Source organism: Epilithonimonas caeni DSM 17710 (assembly GCF_000426465.1).
Classification (GTDB): Bacteria; Bacteroidota; Bacteroidia; order Flavobacteriales; family Weeksellaceae; genus Epilithonimonas; species Epilithonimonas caeni.
Genome location: NZ_KE384527.1, coordinates 73,123 through 90,055 on the forward strand (window position 1 = coordinate 73,123; position 16,933 = coordinate 90,055).

21 protein-coding genes are annotated in these 16,933 nt (G+C 37.7%); 6 read left to right on the forward strand and 15 right to left on the reverse strand.

The genetic code is table 11. The features are described 5' to 3' along the window. The first annotated feature begins 5 nt into the window (after positions 1–5). Positions 6–215 carry a hypothetical protein gene (locus K319_RS0115360; protein WP_027384395.1) on the forward strand — a complete coding sequence of 70 codons (210 nt, stop codon included), beginning with the start codon at positions 6–8 and terminating at the stop codon, positions 213–215. Positions 216–229: 14 nt separating this feature from the next. Here K319_RS0115360 and K319_RS0115365 read toward each other — a convergent pair whose 3' ends face one another. The 4 genes from K319_RS0115365 to K319_RS21885 form a co-directional block, all read right to left on the reverse strand. After that, entirely contained in the window at positions 230–592 is a 363-nt protein-coding gene (locus tag K319_RS0115365; RefSeq protein WP_027384396.1) for a cupin domain-containing protein, read from the reverse strand. 3 nt (positions 593–595) lie between these two features. After that, positions 596–1,108 (reverse strand): GNAT family N-acetyltransferase, encoded by a 513-nt coding sequence (locus K319_RS0115370; RefSeq protein WP_027384397.1) that lies wholly within the window; start codon positions 1,106–1,108, stop codon positions 596–598. A 146-nt stretch (positions 1,109–1,254) separates the two neighbouring features. Continuing rightward, the gene (locus K319_RS0115375) at positions 1,255–1,617 is read right to left on the reverse strand and encodes a nuclear transport factor 2 family protein (RefSeq protein WP_027384398.1); all 363 of its coding nucleotides are present in this window, start codon (positions 1,615–1,617) and stop codon (positions 1,255–1,257) included. A 175-nt stretch (positions 1,618–1,792) separates the two neighbouring features. Then, positions 1,793–2,836: a bifunctional transcriptional activator/DNA repair enzyme AdaA gene (locus K319_RS21885; RefSeq protein ID WP_027384399.1), complete on the reverse strand. Its 1,044-nt coding sequence runs from the start codon at positions 2,834–2,836 to the stop codon at positions 1,793–1,795. Between the two features lie 133 nt (positions 2,837–2,969). Here K319_RS21885 and K319_RS0115390 point away from each other — a divergent pair, with 133 nt between their 5' ends. Then, on the forward strand, positions 2,970–4,559 hold the full coding sequence (locus tag K319_RS0115390; protein WP_027384400.1) for a class I SAM-dependent methyltransferase: 1,590 nt from the start codon (positions 2,970–2,972) through the stop codon (positions 4,557–4,559). A 43-nt stretch (positions 4,560–4,602) separates the two neighbouring features. Next, complete coding sequence (locus K319_RS0115395) at positions 4,603–4,794, forward strand: hypothetical protein (protein WP_027384401.1); 192 nt, start codon at positions 4,603–4,605, stop codon at positions 4,792–4,794. Between the two features lies 1 nt (position 4,795). Here K319_RS0115395 and K319_RS0115400 read toward each other — a convergent pair whose 3' ends face one another. The 6 genes from K319_RS0115400 to K319_RS0115430 all read right to left on the reverse strand — a co-directional run bounded on the left by K319_RS0115400 (position 4,796) and on the right by K319_RS0115430 (position 7,973). Beyond that, positions 4,796–5,710 carry a helix-turn-helix domain-containing protein gene (locus K319_RS0115400; protein ID WP_027384402.1) on the reverse strand — a complete coding sequence of 305 codons (915 nt, stop codon included), beginning with the start codon at positions 5,708–5,710 and terminating at the stop codon, positions 4,796–4,798. A gap of 5 nt (positions 5,711–5,715) precedes the next feature. Next, the gene (locus K319_RS0115405) at positions 5,716–6,069 is read right to left on the reverse strand and encodes a hypothetical protein (RefSeq protein WP_027384403.1); all 354 of its coding nucleotides are present in this window, start codon (positions 6,067–6,069) and stop codon (positions 5,716–5,718) included. Between the two features lie 7 nt (positions 6,070–6,076). Then, positions 6,077–6,271: a hypothetical protein gene (locus tag K319_RS0115410; RefSeq protein ID WP_027384404.1), complete on the reverse strand. Its 195-nt coding sequence runs from the start codon at positions 6,269–6,271 to the stop codon at positions 6,077–6,079. Between the two features lie 17 nt (positions 6,272–6,288). Next, the gene (locus tag K319_RS0115415; RefSeq protein WP_027384405.1) at positions 6,289–6,735 is read right to left on the reverse strand and encodes a DUF2147 domain-containing protein; all 447 of its coding nucleotides are present in this window, start codon (positions 6,733–6,735) and stop codon (positions 6,289–6,291) included. Positions 6,736–6,740: 5 nt separating this feature from the next. Next, positions 6,741–7,517 carry an SDR family oxidoreductase gene (locus tag K319_RS0115420; protein WP_027384406.1) on the reverse strand — a complete coding sequence of 259 codons (777 nt, stop codon included), beginning with the start codon at positions 7,515–7,517 and terminating at the stop codon, positions 6,741–6,743. A 153-nt stretch (positions 7,518–7,670) separates the two neighbouring features. Then, a complete protein-coding gene (locus K319_RS0115430; RefSeq protein WP_027384407.1) occupies positions 7,671–7,973 on the reverse strand; it encodes a hypothetical protein in 303 nt (100 codons plus the stop codon). 77 nt (positions 7,974–8,050) lie between these two features. Between K319_RS0115430 and K319_RS0115435 the strand changes: the two genes are divergently transcribed. Both K319_RS0115435 and K319_RS0115440 read left to right on the forward strand, forming a co-directional pair. Beyond that, a complete protein-coding gene (locus tag K319_RS0115435) occupies positions 8,051–8,290 on the forward strand; it encodes a hypothetical protein (RefSeq protein ID WP_034671956.1) in 240 nt (79 codons plus the stop codon). Beyond that, positions 8,280–8,573 (forward strand): type II toxin-antitoxin system RelE/ParE family toxin, encoded by a 294-nt coding sequence (locus K319_RS0115440; protein ID WP_027384409.1) that lies wholly within the window; start codon positions 8,280–8,282, stop codon positions 8,571–8,573. Before K319_RS0115435 ends, K319_RS0115440 begins: the two co-directional genes overlap by 11 nt. Before the next feature lie 51 nt (positions 8,574–8,624). On the opposite strand, the gene carB is transcribed toward K319_RS0115440, so the two are convergent. The 4 genes from carB to K319_RS0115460 all read right to left on the reverse strand — a co-directional run bounded on the left by carB (position 8,625) and on the right by K319_RS0115460 (position 14,418). Further along, complete coding sequence (gene carB / locus K319_RS0115445; RefSeq protein WP_027384410.1) at positions 8,625–11,804, reverse strand: carbamoyl-phosphate synthase large subunit; 3,180 nt, start codon at positions 11,802–11,804, stop codon at positions 8,625–8,627. A gap of 110 nt (positions 11,805–11,914) precedes the next feature. Continuing rightward, a complete protein-coding gene (locus K319_RS0115450) occupies positions 11,915–12,268 on the reverse strand; it encodes a four helix bundle protein (protein WP_027384411.1) in 354 nt (117 codons plus the stop codon). A 42-nt stretch (positions 12,269–12,310) separates the two neighbouring features. Beyond that, the gene (locus tag K319_RS0115455) at positions 12,311–13,384 is read right to left on the reverse strand and encodes a carbamoyl phosphate synthase small subunit (protein WP_027384412.1); all 1,074 of its coding nucleotides are present in this window, start codon (positions 13,382–13,384) and stop codon (positions 12,311–12,313) included. A 131-nt stretch (positions 13,385–13,515) separates the two neighbouring features. After that, on the reverse strand, positions 13,516–14,418 hold the full coding sequence (locus tag K319_RS0115460) for an aspartate carbamoyltransferase catalytic subunit (protein ID WP_027384413.1): 903 nt from the start codon (positions 14,416–14,418) through the stop codon (positions 13,516–13,518). A gap of 253 nt (positions 14,419–14,671) precedes the next feature. Between K319_RS0115460 and K319_RS0115465 the strand changes: the two genes are divergently transcribed. Further along, positions 14,672–15,133 (forward strand): Lrp/AsnC family transcriptional regulator, encoded by a 462-nt coding sequence (locus K319_RS0115465; protein WP_034671959.1) that lies wholly within the window; start codon positions 14,672–14,674, stop codon positions 15,131–15,133. Positions 15,134–15,282: 149 nt separating this feature from the next. Here K319_RS0115465 and argH read toward each other — a convergent pair whose 3' ends face one another. Then, positions 15,283–16,587 (reverse strand): argininosuccinate lyase, encoded by a 1,305-nt coding sequence (gene argH, locus K319_RS0115470; RefSeq protein WP_034671963.1) that lies wholly within the window; start codon positions 16,585–16,587, stop codon positions 15,283–15,285. Positions 16,588–16,933: the final 346 nt, after the last annotated feature.

A 16,933-nucleotide genomic window follows, 5' to 3' on the forward strand; every position in this document is an offset into this window, starting at 1 on the left:
AAATAATGACAATAAGAGACCTTATCTCCGAATTGGAAAATGAATTGTCCAACATAGCGATCCCCGAGGAAAAAGCCATAGAGATCAAAGCCTATCTTGACAAAGACAAGATGAACCATCACTCTAAGCAGACAATCATCAACATCTTGGTATCAATTCCCGCAATCAGTAGAAGTGAAAGACTCACAAGTATTCTTGGTCAGCTTTCCTTGTAAATCAGTCAATTGATCTATTCTGGTTCTCTATTCACAAGCTCCATAGAAAAAGCGGGCAGGCAGATGGCAATATACTCGCAAGGTGCATGAAACGGGTTGGAGTAACGGACCCTCGCTCCTTTCTCAATCAAGATACTTTGTCCTTTTTCCAGAATAATAGAATCACCATCTATCTCAAAATGTTTCTTTCCCGAAAGAATGACCGTGAACTCATCAAATTCCGGTGTCTGATGCGGCTCTCCCCAATCTGGTGGTGCAATCATATGAGCAATGGAGATATCGGATGTTCTGGTGGAATTTCCCCAATGTTCTTCAATCAGCTTACCGTCTGTTGTCGGGACGACAAATGGTCTGGTCTGGACTCTGTATTTTTTCATTTTTTATAGTTTATTGATTTCAAAAACAATATTCAGTTTTTCAGGTTCTCCGTAATAGGCAACATTGACCTCATCAACTCTCTTTGCACCCAGTTTTTCCATCGCTTTTTGAGAGCGGATGTTATCCTTCCCAACGTGAAAATTGACCTTATCCACAAACTGGAAAATATGATCCAGCATTAATTTTTTGACCTGAGGATTTAGTTTTGAGCCCCAGAATTTTCTGCCATAGAATGTATATCCAATGAAGATAGAATTTTCTTCCGGATTATAATCATAGAATCTTGTGCTTCCTGCAATTTCATTGGATTCTTTATCAATGATCTTAAAAGCTCCCCTACTTTCCATTGCGCCCCGAAAGAAAGTTTCGAAGACGTCTCTTTTGTAGCGGTCTTTGTTCGGATGTTGTTCCCATATCAAAGGGTCAGATGCAACTGCGAACAATTTCTCAAGATCACTTGTTTTCAAAGGAATGAGTTTTACGTTTTCGTTCTCTATAATGAGCTGGATGTTCATAATTTTTAGACTAATAGATGATGGACAGATAGAGAATAGACTGATGAATAATTTTTGTCTGTACGGTGTCAGGCTGAGGTGAAGTTTATCCTGAGCTTGACGAAGGGAAGTCTTTCTTGATTCTTTGTTCTTTTATCTTGTTTCTTTCAACCGTGATAGACTCTTGAGAAAACAATCCTACCATCTTTGATCTCCAATACTTCTCCGATTTCCATATCCTCCTCTCCTTCTACTTTTCTGGTATATTCCATAAAAACCTGTTCAGAATCTGCTGTTAGTTTATTGACTTCATATTTGAGTGTTGGAAGTCTTTCGAAGCAGCCTTTCCACCAACGTCCCAGCGTCTCCTTACCTTTGATCAGGCCATTAGTTTCAGGCTCTCTGGCTTTTAGTTTCGGGCTATAATGTTGTGCGGACTCATCATATAGATCGAGCAGATCATACAAATTCTGTTCATTAAATGCTTTGAACCAAAGGTTGGCTATATTTTTCAATTCTTCTGGTTTCATAGTTTCTATTTTAAAGTCTCGCTGATTTGGCAAATTAAAGGAATCTTTAATAAATCTGCAAGATCAACTTAATCTGCGAGATATTATATTTCAGGCAAAGGTTCTCTACGCCTATTTTTTTAACTACCCCGTCTTTTGAAAAAGTTCGAAATCCACCTCTTCAGAGAAGGGGAATTTAGAAAAGGATTGCTTTCTCCAGTTCCAATAGTTTCTGTTTTCGCCAGATCCCACCACCGTAACCTGTCAAAGTCCCATTGGTTCCAATGACCCTGTGACACGGGATGATGATTGATATTTTATTAAGCCCATTCGCATTGGCAACAGCTCTTACGGCTCTTGGATTTCCGAGAATATCGGCTTGTTGCTGGTAACTTCTCGTAGTTCCGTAAGGGATAGTTCTCAGGATCTCCCAAACGTTCTTTTGGAAGTCCGTACCAACAGGCGCAAGCGGAACGGTGAAATCCAGTCTTTTGCCTTCGAAATATTCTTCCAATTCTTTCTCTAATATTTTAAAATGAGGATTCTCTCCCTGAATAATATTGGCTTTGAAGTATTTTGAAATATCGTCCAACTCCTTTGAAAGTGATTTTCTGTCGGAAAATTCCAGCATACAGATTCCGTTTTCATTGGCGCAGGCAATCATAGTTCCGAGTGGTGTTTCAATTCTTTTAAGATCAATTATCTTTTCCGATTTCGATTTTTTTGGAGAAGCTCCGATTATCGATTTGAAACTGTCACTGAAACCACTCAAACTTTCATAACCGTTTTCCAAAGCCACATTCAGCACATTCTCGCCTTGCTGAAGTTTCTTGAAAGCCGAATTGATCTTGAACGTTCTTTGAAAAGTGTGAAAGGTCATACCGTGATGTTTCAGGAACCAACGTCTTACGGTTGCAGGCTCTATTCCTCGGTTTATCAAATCAACATCTTTGAATTTCAGACCTGGGTCAGCAGATAATTCGTCCAACAGTTTTTGAATTTCGACTGGTGTTTCATCCGGATTTTCCAATGGCTTACAAACTTTGCAAGGACGATATCCTTTCTGTATGGCATCTTTTATATTATCAAAAAACTCCACATTTTCAGGTTTCGGTTTTCTTGCCGTACAAGTTGGACGACAGAAAATCCCTGTTGTTTTCACGCCCATCCAGAAAACCCCTTCGAATTCGGGATTCTTATCAAAAGATGCCTGATACATTATTTCGCTACTCAATTCCATAACCGATTGTCTTGAATGATACAAATTTAGATGTTTTCAGATGCAATCAACAACCGAAAAATGAACAAGTATTTTTTCTTTGTCAAGATTAACGGAAAATATTTATCTTCCAAAGCACAAAATCAACCGTTTTATGGACAAGAGAAAACTTCGTGAATCTATTTTCAGACATTTGGACGGCATCGTTACAGCGCCGGTAATCTCAGCTTTGTCAAGGAAAAAAGTTTTGGATTTCATCCTTACTAATGATAATCTGGAACTTTCCGAGATCAATGAAAAATTTGAGGCTAACGAAGGTTATCTGAATGTTGCGTTGCGGGTTTTGGCCTCACAAGGTTTTCTGAATTATGAATTAGACAATCGATCTGATATTATCAAAATCTCTGTTAATTCTAATACTGAAGACGCTTTTTCTCATCAGAACATTTATGTTGATCTAGCTGAGTTCTTGGCAGATTTTGAAGTCATCAATTCTAAAGAACTGACGGAAAGCCTTTGTAAAAAATGGATCCAACTTTTTGAGAAATACAAGTCATTTCTGAACGACAATACAGACGAATCTGCCTTGGATTATCAGATCCAAAAACATATCGAAGGTGCTTTGGTAGGACCAATCATCATCAAATTGGGAATGAGCGGAATGTTCCACAAATATTTTATGGAAGCGAGTTTCAGCGCAGAAGAATTCCATAAATACCCTGAATATTTTGGAAAAATCCTTGATTACCTTTCAGAACTCGGTTGGTTTTCAAAGAAAGGAAAAAACTTCCAGTTCACAGAAACCGGATTATTCTTTGCAAGAAGGGCAACCGCTTATGGCGTAACAGTTTCTTATCTTCCGATGTTTTCAAAGCTGAATCAATTGATCTTTGGGAAAGCTTCTGAAATCCGGGAAATTGAAGATGGTGAGGACGAGATCCACGTGAACCGGGAAATGAACGTCTGGGGAAGCGGTGGCGCCCATTTGACCTATTTCAAAGTGATCGATGAATTTATTATTGAGATTTTCAACCGTCCTTTGAATGAACAGCCAAAAGGAATTCTGGATATGGGCTGCGGAAACGGAGCGCTTCTGCAACATCTTTACGAAGTCATCGAAAGGCAGACTTTGCGAGGAAAACATCTTGAAGAAAATCCTTTGTTTTTGGTAGGTGCAGATTACAATCAAGCTGCGTTGAAAGTGACAAGAGCCAATCTCATCAAAAATGACATCTGGGCAAAAGTGATCTGGGGCGACATCGGTAATCCGAAACAGTTGGCGGAAGATTTATATTCCGATTACAACATCGAGCTCGGAGATCTGCTTAACATCCGAACTTTCCTTGACCACAACAGGATTTGGGAAGACACTTTGGAAATTAATTCTGATAGAATCAGCACGTCAACCGGCGCTTTTGCTTTCCGAGGAAAACGATTGTCCAACAGAGATGTGGAAGAAAACCTGCTGAATCATCTCCAAAAATGGACACCTTACGTAGAAAAATTCGGATTGTTATTGATCGAACTTCATACACTGTCGCCGGAAATCACTTCGAAAAATCTGGGATTGACTGCAGCGACAGCTTACGATGCTACACATGGATTTTCCGACCAATACATTGTAGAAGTGGACGTTTTCCACAGGATTTGTAAAGAATCCGGATTGGAACCTGACACGAATCTCTTCAAGAAATTTCCGGATTCTGAATTGGCGACAGTGAGCATCAATCTTCTGAAGAAATAAATTTGTTCTAAATTTGAGACAACAATCATTGAACTTTAAGACATTGAAAACAATCTTTTTCTTTTTATGCGCTGTTTCGGCCGGATTTTTTAGTGGGGAAATTAAAAATCAATCCACAAGTTACTTTGGAGCTGATCTGATCAGAAGATTCAATTGGATCTTTGATGCGGAAACGGAACGCGTTTACATCAAGCCAAGTCAATATTTTAATGAACCTTATTTCAAGATCCAATAATTCAGTTGAAGGCCGCCCGAAATTCTAACGGACTTTGATTAGTTTTACTTTTAAATAATTTGCTGAAGCTCTGCGAATGCTCAAACCCGAGTTCGTATGCAATCTCACTTACCGATAATCCGGTGGTCGACAGTTTTTCTTTGGCTTTTTCAATCAGTTTTTCGTGGATGTGCTGTTGTGTCGTCTGACCTGTCAGCTGCTTCAGAAGGCTTCCCAGATATTTTACCGAAATATGGAGTGAATCTGCTACAAGCTGAACGCTCGGTAAACCTTTCGATACTAAATCTTCATCATTAAAATAATTCTGCAGCAGCTCTTCCATCTGCTCCAGAATTTTATGATTGCTCTTTTTCCTGGTCAGGAATTGCCTCTGGTAAAACCTTTCCGAATAATTAAGCAAAGTTTCCAGATGCGAAATCATAATATCCTGGCTGAATTTATCAATATTCGACTGATATTCGTTTTGAATAATGGCTACTATTCCATTCAGAATATTTTTTTCTTTTTCCGATAAGAATAAGGCCTCGTTCACAGAATAGCCAAAAAACTCATATTTCTTTATTGTTTTGGCTAAAGAAGTTCCCCAAAGGAAATCAGGATGAATGAGCAAAACCCAGCCGGAAAGGTCGTCATCCGGTTCCGGTCCGGCTCCTCTCAAAACCTGGTTAGGACCAACAAAATAGAGCATTCCTTCATCAAAATCGTATGTCTGCTGACCGTAAAAAAGCTTGTTGGTAAAGCCTTTTTTTAGCGAAATATAGTAGAAATCAAATGTTGCACTGATTTCGCTGTTGTTATTCGGAACGTTCAAATCGGCATAATTCAAAACACTTATCAACGGATGTTCGGGACTTGGCAAACCGAATGCACGATGCGCTTCTGTAATGGTTTTAAAACGAACGGGTTTCGAATTCATAACAATCAGTTTTTAAAAGGATATTTCAGCCAGATCATGATCAGAGGAATCATCAGGAAAGGAATTTCCATCAGAACCATTTTAAAATTTCCCACTCTCATAGCCAAAGCCATAATCAAAACGATTGACATTGCGTTAAGGACATTTCCGAGGAAAAAAGTCCTAGGAATAAGTAACAAAATGGTAATCAATATAATTGAAACCCCGAGAACGGGAATATACGTTTCGCTGATTCCCAACTCGTTCATCATCTTGAGAGATTGTGGATTGCTTTTATAATTAAAACTATCCCAGCCGTGTTTCAGATTCAGAAAGACCGAAGTAATCAGTAATATCAAAGAAATTATACTTTTAATCATTGTATTTTTATTTTAGGATAAATTTAAAAAATAAATAATTGACTGCGAATCCGACAGGAATTCCTATCAATGCTGACCTCAAGGCTTGTTTTGCTTTCTTGGGAAAAGAATTTCTATGTCTGAAATATAAAATAATACCCAATGGAGGCAACATTTGAGATAATAAAGTCCAATGTGTTGCCAGTTTTTCGTTATTGCTCATTTTCTAATTTTTAAATATTACTGGATTCTTCTGAATTTCATCGTTTTTCCTAGAAGGGAAACTCCCATATATCCTCTGAACTGCAGATTATTGATGTCGGTAAGCTTTGCTTTCAGGCTATAAGAATTTCCGTCACTTGGATTATATAGTTTCCCTCCGGAATACTCACCATCATCAAATGTTAGATTGGTGATGTTAATAATATTTTGACGGGAACGGTTTCTTAACTTTGCGTCAGGATTTTTAAGATCTTTTTTCGGGGTTTTTCCGTCAGCTTCAAACATATTGGATGCCCAGAGAAGTTTCCCGAAATATTTTCCGTTCTGTGGGAAGATCTCAAATTTCAATTTCACATCGCCGTCAATGCTTTGCCAGTTTCCAATAATCTTATCTGCCGAGAGTTTTTGAGCAAATGATAGAGATGATATCAGAATCATCATCGATAAAAGAAATAACTTTTTCATATCAATTAATTTTGGATATTTTTCATTTTTTTGAATTCGCTATGTCCGAATTTCAGCAACATATTCGGAAAAAGCCTGGATGCAAGTTTGATGATACCCACCATCGGAGGTTTCAGTTCTTTTTTGTCTTTCAGTAATCCCTGGATCGCGACATTCACCATTTTATCAACATCCATCATCATTTTTGGGTTAGGTTTTACCGCCCAATCGTTTTGCAGATTCGTATTTACACCGGGAGGAATCATCTCAAAAACTTTCACATTGGTATTTTCCAATTGCAATCGCAAAGCTTGCGTATAAGCATGAACACCTGCTTTTGTTGCGCTGTAGATCGGGGCAGAAGAATAGGACATGAAAGCAATCGCCGAAGATACATTGACGATCCCTGCCGATTTCTTTTTGAGCAAATGTGGCAGGAACTGGTGAACCATTTGGATAGTTCCGGAAAGATTGGTGGTAATCTCACGATTGATATTTTCGAGGTCGAGACTTCTGTCCTGCAAATCAATGAGACGCATCAAACCGGCATTGTTGATAATGATATTCAGATCCGGGAACAGTGTAGTAACCGTATCATATAAATCTTTGATATCTTTGGGATTACTTACATCACTTTGGAAGGTATGAATGTTTGGGAATTTTGCCTTCGTATTCTCCAATGCTTTGATATTTCGACCGGTGACAATGATGTTTGCACCTTGTTCGGTCAATTGTTTTACGAGTTCCAACCCTATCCCACTGGTTCCGCCTGTGATGAGAACGGTGCTGTTTTTTAGTTGCATTTGTTTTTCTTTTTGTTATTGCAAAGTTCCGCAAGCGCAAGAAAAACGATGTATCCAAAAGTCATGTTGTTGTAGCTGAAAGTCTGTGATCGATCTGTTTTCAACAAAAAAAACCTCATCAGATAGATGAGGTTTTTTATTTAGTTTAAAAGTTTATTTTAGGCTTTTGACCCTGATCATTCCTTTGTTCTCATGATACATCATACACATAATTTTGCCGTCTCTTTCCGGACATTTATCCGTATTGTCATAGACCAAAGATACTTTTTCGCCGTCTTTTTTAGATTCCAGAATTTCGGCATTACAAACCAAATAATCTTCATTCTCGGCTACTCTCAGGTATGTTCCTGTACAGTCTCGTACAATAGTCCCTGTGTTCAGCCTGTCGTGAACAGTTGCGCAGGAGAATAATAACATTGAGAAAATCCCTAAAGATAAAATGTGTGATATTTTCATAGATTTTTATTTGATTTAAAAGTACAATAAATTATCATATTATAATGATTTTACTAACTTTGATAAAATTATAAATGATGGATATTTCTAAACAAACGCTTTATCAAGAAATTACAGACAAATTAAAAAATGTTCCAAAAGAAGTCCTGGAAAGGATTTCGGCTTATTTATCTGAAATTGATGATAATAAAGAACATAATTTCGAACTTTCTGAAGAACAAAAAAAAAGTCTTTCCAAAATAAAAGAACGTCCTTATTCTGAACATACAGAAATCAATATTTTTCTGAACGAAATGAGTGAAAAATATGGCATTTAAAGTCATTATTTCAGACGAAGCAAAATTAGACCTAGAAAATTCATATTTATATTATCAGGAAAACGCAAGCAAAAAAGTTGCAGATAATTTTATTAAGGACTTAAGAAAATCAATAAAAATAATTTCTGACAATCCTTATTTTAAAATTTGGTTTGAAGAATTCCGAGCTAAACCATTAGGAAAATATCCGTTCTTAGTATTTTTCTCTGTTGACAAAAAAGAAAGTACAATTGTAATTGCAAGAGTTTTCCACACTTCACAAAACCCTGAAAAATATCCATAAAAAAACCGAAAGACTCATCTTTCGGTTTTTCATTTTTATAAAGTTAGGAAACTACATCGTTTCCATCTTGAAACTCATACTTTCGATCACTTTCAGAATCGCTTCCACCGTATCCATTGATGTCAGACAAGGAACGCCGTTTTCTACGGACATTCTTCGGATCTGGAAACCGTCTCTTTCGGATTGTTTTCCTTTTGTCGTCGTATTCACAACATATTGAACTTTACCTTTCTGAATCAAATCAATAAGATTCACATCTTCTTCTCCTATTTTGTAACCGATTTTCGTCTGAATCCCTTTTTCTTCGAAGTATTTCGCCGTTCCTTCCGTTGCCCAGATCCTGAAACCGATTGTATGAAATCTTCTGGCAATTTCAGAAGCTTCTTCCTTATCTGCATCCGCAACTGTGAACAAAATAGAACCATGTGTTGGAACTTTTCTTCCTGCTCCGATTAGTCCTTTATACAAAGCTTTTTCGAAGGTAGAATCTTTCCCCATTACTTCTCCTGTGGATTTCATTTCAGGTCCTAATTGGATATCAACTTTCGTCAATTTGCTGAAAGAGAAGACCGGAACTTTCACGAAGATCCCTTCTTTATTTGGAATCAATCCTGATTGGTAACCAAGGTCTTTCAGTTTTGTTCCAAGAATTGCTTTTGTTGCCAAATTTGCCATTGGAACATCTGTGATTTTCGATAAGAAAGGAACGGTTCTGGACGAACGCGGATTCACTTCGATGACGAAAACTTCCCCGCCAGAAATCACGTACTGAATATTCATTAATCCAATGACATTCAATCCTTTTGCTAATCTTTGGGTATAATCTTCAAGAGTTTTGATTTGAGTTTCCGTCAAAGTCTGAGGCGGATAAACCGCAATAGAATCTCCGGAGTGAACACCTGCCCTCTCGATATGTTCCATAATTCCTGGAATCACAACGGTTTCACCGTCGGAAATCGCATCTACTTCCACTTCTTTTCCTGTCAGATAACGGTCAATCAAAACCGGATGTTCCGGACTTGCATCCACCGCATTTTCCATATAGTGAGCGAGTTCTTTTTCTGAATAAACGATTTCCATCGCTCTTCCTCCCAAAACATAACTCGGACGAACCAAAACCGGATAACCGATTTCGTTGGCAATCACAATCGCTTCTTCTTTGGAAGTCGAAGTTTTCCCTAACGGTTGTGGAATTCCTAAATCCTGAAGTGCTTTTTCAAATTTATCTCTATTCTCAGCCCTGTCCAAATCTTCCAAAGAAGTTCCCAAAATCTGAACGCCGTGAGCAGCTAATTTATCAGCCAAATTAATTGCTGTTTGTCCTCCGAACTGAACCACAACACCTTTTGGTTTTTCGAGTTCAATGATGTTCATTACATCTTCTTCCGCCAAAGGTTCGAAGTATAATTTATCCGAAATCGAAAAGTCTGTGGAAACAGTTTCAGGATTTGAGTTGATGATAATCGCCTCGTAACCCATCTGCTGAATTGCCCAAACCGAATGTACCGTTGCATAGTCAAACTCAACTCCTTGTCCAATTCTGATTGGTCCTGAACCCAAAACGATGATTTTCTCTTTGTCAGAAACCACGCTTTCGTTTTCTTCTTCATAAGTTCCGTAGAAATAAGGCGTTTCCGATTCAAATTCAGCAGCGCAAGTGTCCACCATTTTGTAAACCGGCATTATTCCATTATCTTTTCTGAACTGGAACACTTCTTTCTGGGTTGTTTCCCAAAGATGTGCGATATTCAAATCTGCGAAACCTAACTTCTTAGCCTCAAGAAGAATTTCTTTATCAAATTTATTTTCTTTGATTGTCGTTTCGAAGTCAATCAGTTTCTTGATTTTCCAGATGAAGAATTTATCGATTTTGCTCCATTCCACAATCTGTTCCCAATCGTAACCTCTTCGTAAGGCATCACCGATAATGAACAATCTTTCGTCATCACAAACCCGGATTCTTCTTTCGATTTCTTCTGCTGTTAAAGCTTCGGCTTGTTTTTTCTTTAATCCTAAATGACGGATTCCTGTTTCCAAAGAACGAATGGCTTTTTGCAATGATTCTTCGAAGTTTCTACCGATAGCCATTACTTCCCCAGTCGCTTTCATCTGCGTTGATAACCTTCTATCAGCTGTTTCGAATTTATCGAATGGGAATCTCGGGAATTTAGTCACCACATAATCCAACGCTGGTTCGAAACAAGCATAAGAAGTTCCTGTTACCGGATTTTTGATTTCGTCCAAGGTTAAACCGACCGCGATTTTCGCTGCGATTTTGGCAATCGGATAACCTGTTGCTTTACTTGCCAAAGCAGATGAGCGCGACACTCTCGGATTTACTTCGATGATATAATAATTAAAAGAATGCGGGTCTAATGCCAGCTGAACATTACATCCACCTTCGATTCCTAAAGCTCTGATGATTTTCAGAGAAGCATTTCTCAACAACTGATATTCTCTGTCAGAAAGCGTCTGCGAAGGCGCGACCACAATAGAATCTCCTGTATGAACTCCAACAGGGTCGATGTTTTCCATATTACAAACCACGATAGCGTTGTCGTTGGAATCACGCATTACCTCATATTCAATTTCTTTGAATCCGGCGATTGACCTTTCAATCAGACATTGTGTTACCGGTGAATATTTCAAGCCCAATTCAGCAATTTCTTTCAGTTCCGTTTCGTTGGAAGCTATTCCCCCGCCTGTTCCGCCCATTGTAAAGGCAGGACGGACAATCACAGGATAACCGATTCTATCTGCAAAATCCAAAGCCCCCTGAACTGTGTTTACGATGTCGGATTCCGGAACCGGTTCGTTCAGTTCTCGCATCAGTTCACGGAACAGATCTCTGTCTTCCGCCTGATTGATGGCTGAAAGTTTGGTTCCTAAAACTTCCACTTTACATTCTTCAAGAATTCCGGATTTCTGTAATTCAACCGCCATATTGAGTCCGGTTTGTCCTCCCAAAGTCGGAAGAAGCGCATCCGGACGTTCTTTGCGAATGATTCTGGAAACGAATTCCAAAGAAATCGGTTCAATATAAACTTTGTCGGCAATCTCCACATCCGTCATTATGGTTGCAGGATTGGAATTGATCAAAATCACTTTATAGCCTTCTTCCTTCAAAGAAAGGCAAGCCTGTGTTCCCGAATAATCAAATTCCGCAGCCTGACCAATAATGATTGGGCCTGAGCCTATTACTAAAATTGTTTTTATGTCTGTTCTTTTCATTTTTTTATTAGATTTCAGATGTGAGACATCAGATTTTAGACGCTCTCTTTGAAAATATTTTTATTATTGTATTTCAAATGCGAGATATTTAAATTTCTCACTTAGAAAATTTATTTTTTTAGATTGTTTTTGAATGTATAAATCATTCTTTGAATTTCATTTAGATTTAATATTAGAATATTTATTTTTTCCGAGTCAAGCAAACCTAATTCTCTTGTGAGAATTAATTGCGTTTGCAGTTCAAATGAGGAAGCATTAGCAATTCCAAGAAAATGATAAAATTCTTTATCATTATTTCTACCTGCTCCTTCCGCAATATTTGATGGAATTGAAACTACAGACCTTTTGATTTGAGAAATCAAACCAAATTTTTCATCTTTTGGTAAATCAGCACAAATGATGTAAACTTCTTTTGCAAGTCCTATTGATTTTTGCCAGAAAAGTAATTTTTCAAAATTATGCATAATATAAAAGTCTGTTATCTGATGTCTAATATCTGCAATCTATTATTTCTTAAAATCCTCCATCAAAGTGATGAAATCATCAAAAAGATAATTCGCATCTTCCGGGCCCGGACTTGCTTCCGGATGGTATTGAACTGAGAAACAAGGATGAATCTTGTGTTTTACACCTTCGTTTGTTCGGTCATTCAGAGCGATGTGAGTTTCTACTAAATCTGTATTTTTCAAAGATTCCTGGTCAATCGCATAACCGTGATTCTGCGAAGTGATTGCGACTTTGTTTTTCTCCAAATCCAAAACAGGATGATTTCCACCTCTGTGTCCGAATTTGAGTTTGTACGTTTTTGCACCACAAGCCAGACCAATCAACTGATGACCTAAACAAATCCCGAAAATCGGAACTTTCCCCAACAATTTCTGAATCATGCCCAAAGCTTCCGCATTATCTTCCGGGTCACCGGGACCGTTGGAAAGCATTATTCCGTCCGGGTCCATTAGTAGAATTTCTTCTGCAGTTGTGTCGTGAGAAACCACGATGATGTCACAGTTTCTTTGAGACAATTCGCGGATGATTCCCAATTTGGAACCAAAATCCACCAAAACCACTTTGAAACCTCTTCCCGGACTTGCATAAGATGTTTTTGTCGAAACCTGTTCTACTTGATTTGTAGGGAAATTGGTTGCTTTTAGTTCTTCGATTACGGCTTTTTCGTCTGCATCTGCATTTACGATTTTTCCTTTTTCAACGCCTTTGTTTCTAAGGATTCTTGTCAATCTTCTGGTATCGATTCCGGAGATTCCTGATAGATTTTTCTTTTGGAACAATTCGTCCAAAGTGATTTGAGTTCTGAAATTGGAAGGCAAATCACATAATTCTTTCACAATCAAACCTTTGATTGCAGGTTCTATACTTTCGTAATCATCACGATTAATTCCGTAATTTCCGATCAAAGGATAAGTCATACAAACGATTTGTCCGCAATAACTTGGGTCAGAAATCAGTTCCTGATAACCCGTCATTCCCGTGTTGAACACCACTTCTCCCGCAGTGTCCTGCTCTGCTCCGAATCCCGTTCCGTAAAAAACTTCGCCGGATTCTAATATTAACTTCTTTTTCATTTTTACTTTTTTAGATTCAAGAACCAAGATCTCAGATTTTAGACTTTCCCTTGGCTCTTGTTTCTTCTATCTTTTTTCTTTATTTCAATTTTTACTCAAAAAAAACACGCCCGAAAGCGTGAATCAATATTTTAATTTTTGGAGTCGATGAATTCGAATCCTTTGTTTTCCAAATCATATTTAAGGATTGCCATTCTCGCAAAAACGCCGTTCTGCATTTGCTTGAAGATTCTCGACCTTTCACATTCAACTAATTCTGAATCGATTTCCACACCTCTGTTGATTGGCGCCGGATGCATAATGATTGATGTCGGTTTCATTTTCGCTTCACGCTCTTTTGTCAAACCGAATTTCTTCAAATAATCTTCCGGTTTGAAATTGAAACTTCTCTCGTGACGCTCATGCTGGATCCTCAACAGAATCAAAACATCAACTTCTTTCACAAGATCATCGAACTGCATATAAGTTCCGTTGACCAGCATTCCTTCGTCAAACCAGAATTCTGGTCCTGAGAAATATACTTTCGCACCCAATCTTCTGAATAAACCTGCATCCGAATTTGCAACGCGGCTATGTTTCACGTCTCCTACGATCCCGATTTTAAGCCCTTCGATCTTTCCGAATTCCTGAATGATGGTCAGTGCATCCAGAATCGCTTGCGAAGGATGACTTCCAACGCCGTCACCCGCATTTATGATACTTAGTTTAGCATCTTTCAATGCATCGTAATACCGTTTTTCAGAATGTCTGATAACTGCAACTTCCACACCAATGGCTTCCAGCGTTTTGATAGTATCCAAAAGCGTCTCTCCTTTTGCAATCGAACTTTTATCCGCTTCGAAATCAATAACTTTAAGTCCAAGTCTCTTTTCAGCAACTTCGAAGCTCGTTTTTGTTCTTGTACTATTCTCAAAAAACAGGTTCGCTGCGAAAACGTCACCTTTGACCTTACTTATCTTACCATCGGCAAAATGTTGTGCTTCTTGTAAAATTTTCTCAATACTATCAGTAGAAATGCGTGAAAGCTTAATCATAATTCAAATTTTTAAATAAAAAAAACGAAGCCTAAAAGACTTCGTTAAATATAAAAAATATTGTTGTTGTCGGCAAACTTGCCAATTGTTTTTGTCGCTAAATTCTGTACCAGATTCATTGGGTGCAAAGATACCAATATTTTTGATATTATGAAATCCTATTCAAAATATTTTATGTTAAATCAATGAACTTCTATTCTTGAATTGTTGCCTTCAATTTTTTTCTTTACTTTTGAAAGAATGATCACCCATTATGAGTTTGGATAAAAAAGACAAATTAATTCTTTCGCTTCTACAAGAGGATTCTACATTATCTGTAAAAGAAATCTCCGAAAAAATCGGACTTACTTTCACACCCACTTACGAACGCATCAAAAATCTTGAAAAACAAGGCGTTGTAGAGAAATACGTAGCTATTTTGAACCGTGAAAAACTCGGAATCAACATTGTTGTTTATTGTAATGTCCGCCTGAAAGAGCAATCTCAAAAAACTTTGAAAGAATTTGAAGATTACATTTCTAAATATGATGAGATTCAGGAAATTACAAGTCTTTCCGGCGAATATGATTATCAATTAAAAATTCTTGCCAACGACATTAATTCTTACAATGATTTTACTGTGAATATCATTTCAAATAGTCCTCACATTGGGCAATATCACAGTTCTATTGTTCTTGCAGAAGTTAAAAAAACGACTAAGTTTAAGTTGGATTAATGCTTTAAATGCAAAGTCGCAAGCTTTTACTTATAATATGCTCAAAGTCTCAAACGATAAATCTTCGATTTATCTCAATTTTAACGAAGTTAAACTTTGTGTCTTAAAAAGCGGTTCAATAGTCTAATTCTTCGTGCCTTTGTGATAAACTACCCCAACAATTTATCCCGAACTTTATTGAACTGATATTCGATTTCATCGAGGCAAAGGTTTCCTAAACTGCCCTGATGAGAATGATTTAATACTTTGTAATCATACTCGAACAAACCATTTTCTATTTCTTGGCCAATTTGGATATATGCGTCTCGGAATGATTTCCCGTTCTTAACTTCTTCGTTGATTTTTTCTACGCTGAAGACATATTTATACTTTTCGTCGTCCAGAATATTATCTTTCACTTCGATATTCGGAAGTGTGTAAATCAAGATTTCGAGGCATTCTTTCAAAGAGTCAATCGCAGGGAAAAGAATTTCTTTTGTCAGTTGCAGATCTCTGTGATAGCCTGACGGCAGATTATTTGTCAGCAAAATCAATTCATTTGGCAATGCCTGAATTCTGTTGCATCTTGCTCTTACCAACTCGAAAATATCCGGGTTTTTTTTGTGAGGCATGATACTGCTCCCAGTTGTAAATTCTTTCGGAAAGCTGATAAAATCAAAATTTTGACTCAGGTAAAAACAAACATCATAAGAAAATTTTGACAAAGTCCCAGCTAGAACAGACAACGAATTAGCTAATAACTTTTCCGACTTTCCTCGAGTCATTTGTGCATAAACCACATTGTAATTCAATGTTCTGAAATCTAATTTATAGGTTGTGCTTTCTCTGTCAATCGGGAAAGATGAGCCATAGCCAGCGGCCGAACCGAGTGGATTTTTATTAATGATATTCTTCGTTGCAAAAAGCAATTCCAAATCATCCACCAAAGATTCCGCATACGCTCCAAACCACAAACCGAAAGATGACGGCATGGCAACCTGCAAATGTGTGTAGCCAGGCAACAAAACATTCTTGTACTGATTGGCTTTGTCTTTCAAGATTTGAAAAAAAGAATCTGTCAGTTCTGTAATCTCTCTGATTTCATCTAATAAATATAGTTTAATATCTGTCAGAACCTGGTCGTTTCTTGACCTTGCGGTGTGGATTTTCTTTCCTGTTTCGCCAAGTTTTTCGATGAGAATCGATTCGATTTGTGAATGGATGTCTTCTGCCGATTTATCAATTTCGAAGCTTCCTTTTTCGATGTCGATAAGAACTTCTTCCAAAACTGCAACAATCGCCTGCTCTTCATCTAAACGAATCAAACCAACTTCTGCCAGCATTTTGGCGTGGGCAATAGAACCCAACACATCGTATTTTGCTAATCTGTCGTCAAAATCCAGGTCTTTGCCGACTGTGAATTTGTTGACCAAATCATTGGTTTTTGTGTTGTCTTTTTGCCAGATTTTTTTCATTTTCTTAATTTTTTTGAACACTAAGTCCACAAAGTTTATTTTAAAATTCAAACTGCTTTTAAGTTTCACAAAGGCGCCGATGCTTAGCGAAGACTTAAACTTTAAAGCTTTTTTGTCATTCCGGTAGGAATCTCAATAATCTGGTTTCCTACGGAATGACAAACTTATTGCTTATAACCTTCTTTTGTTTTTATGCTGAATCTGCAGCCCGACTTTAGCGGAACCCTTCGACAAGCTCAGGATAAACTACAGACGGGAAAGCTGCCCAAATTATTTTTATTTTCTTGACTTTATAACTATAAATTTGGCTAAAGCCAATTCCTACCTTTCTTTCTAAGACGGGCTA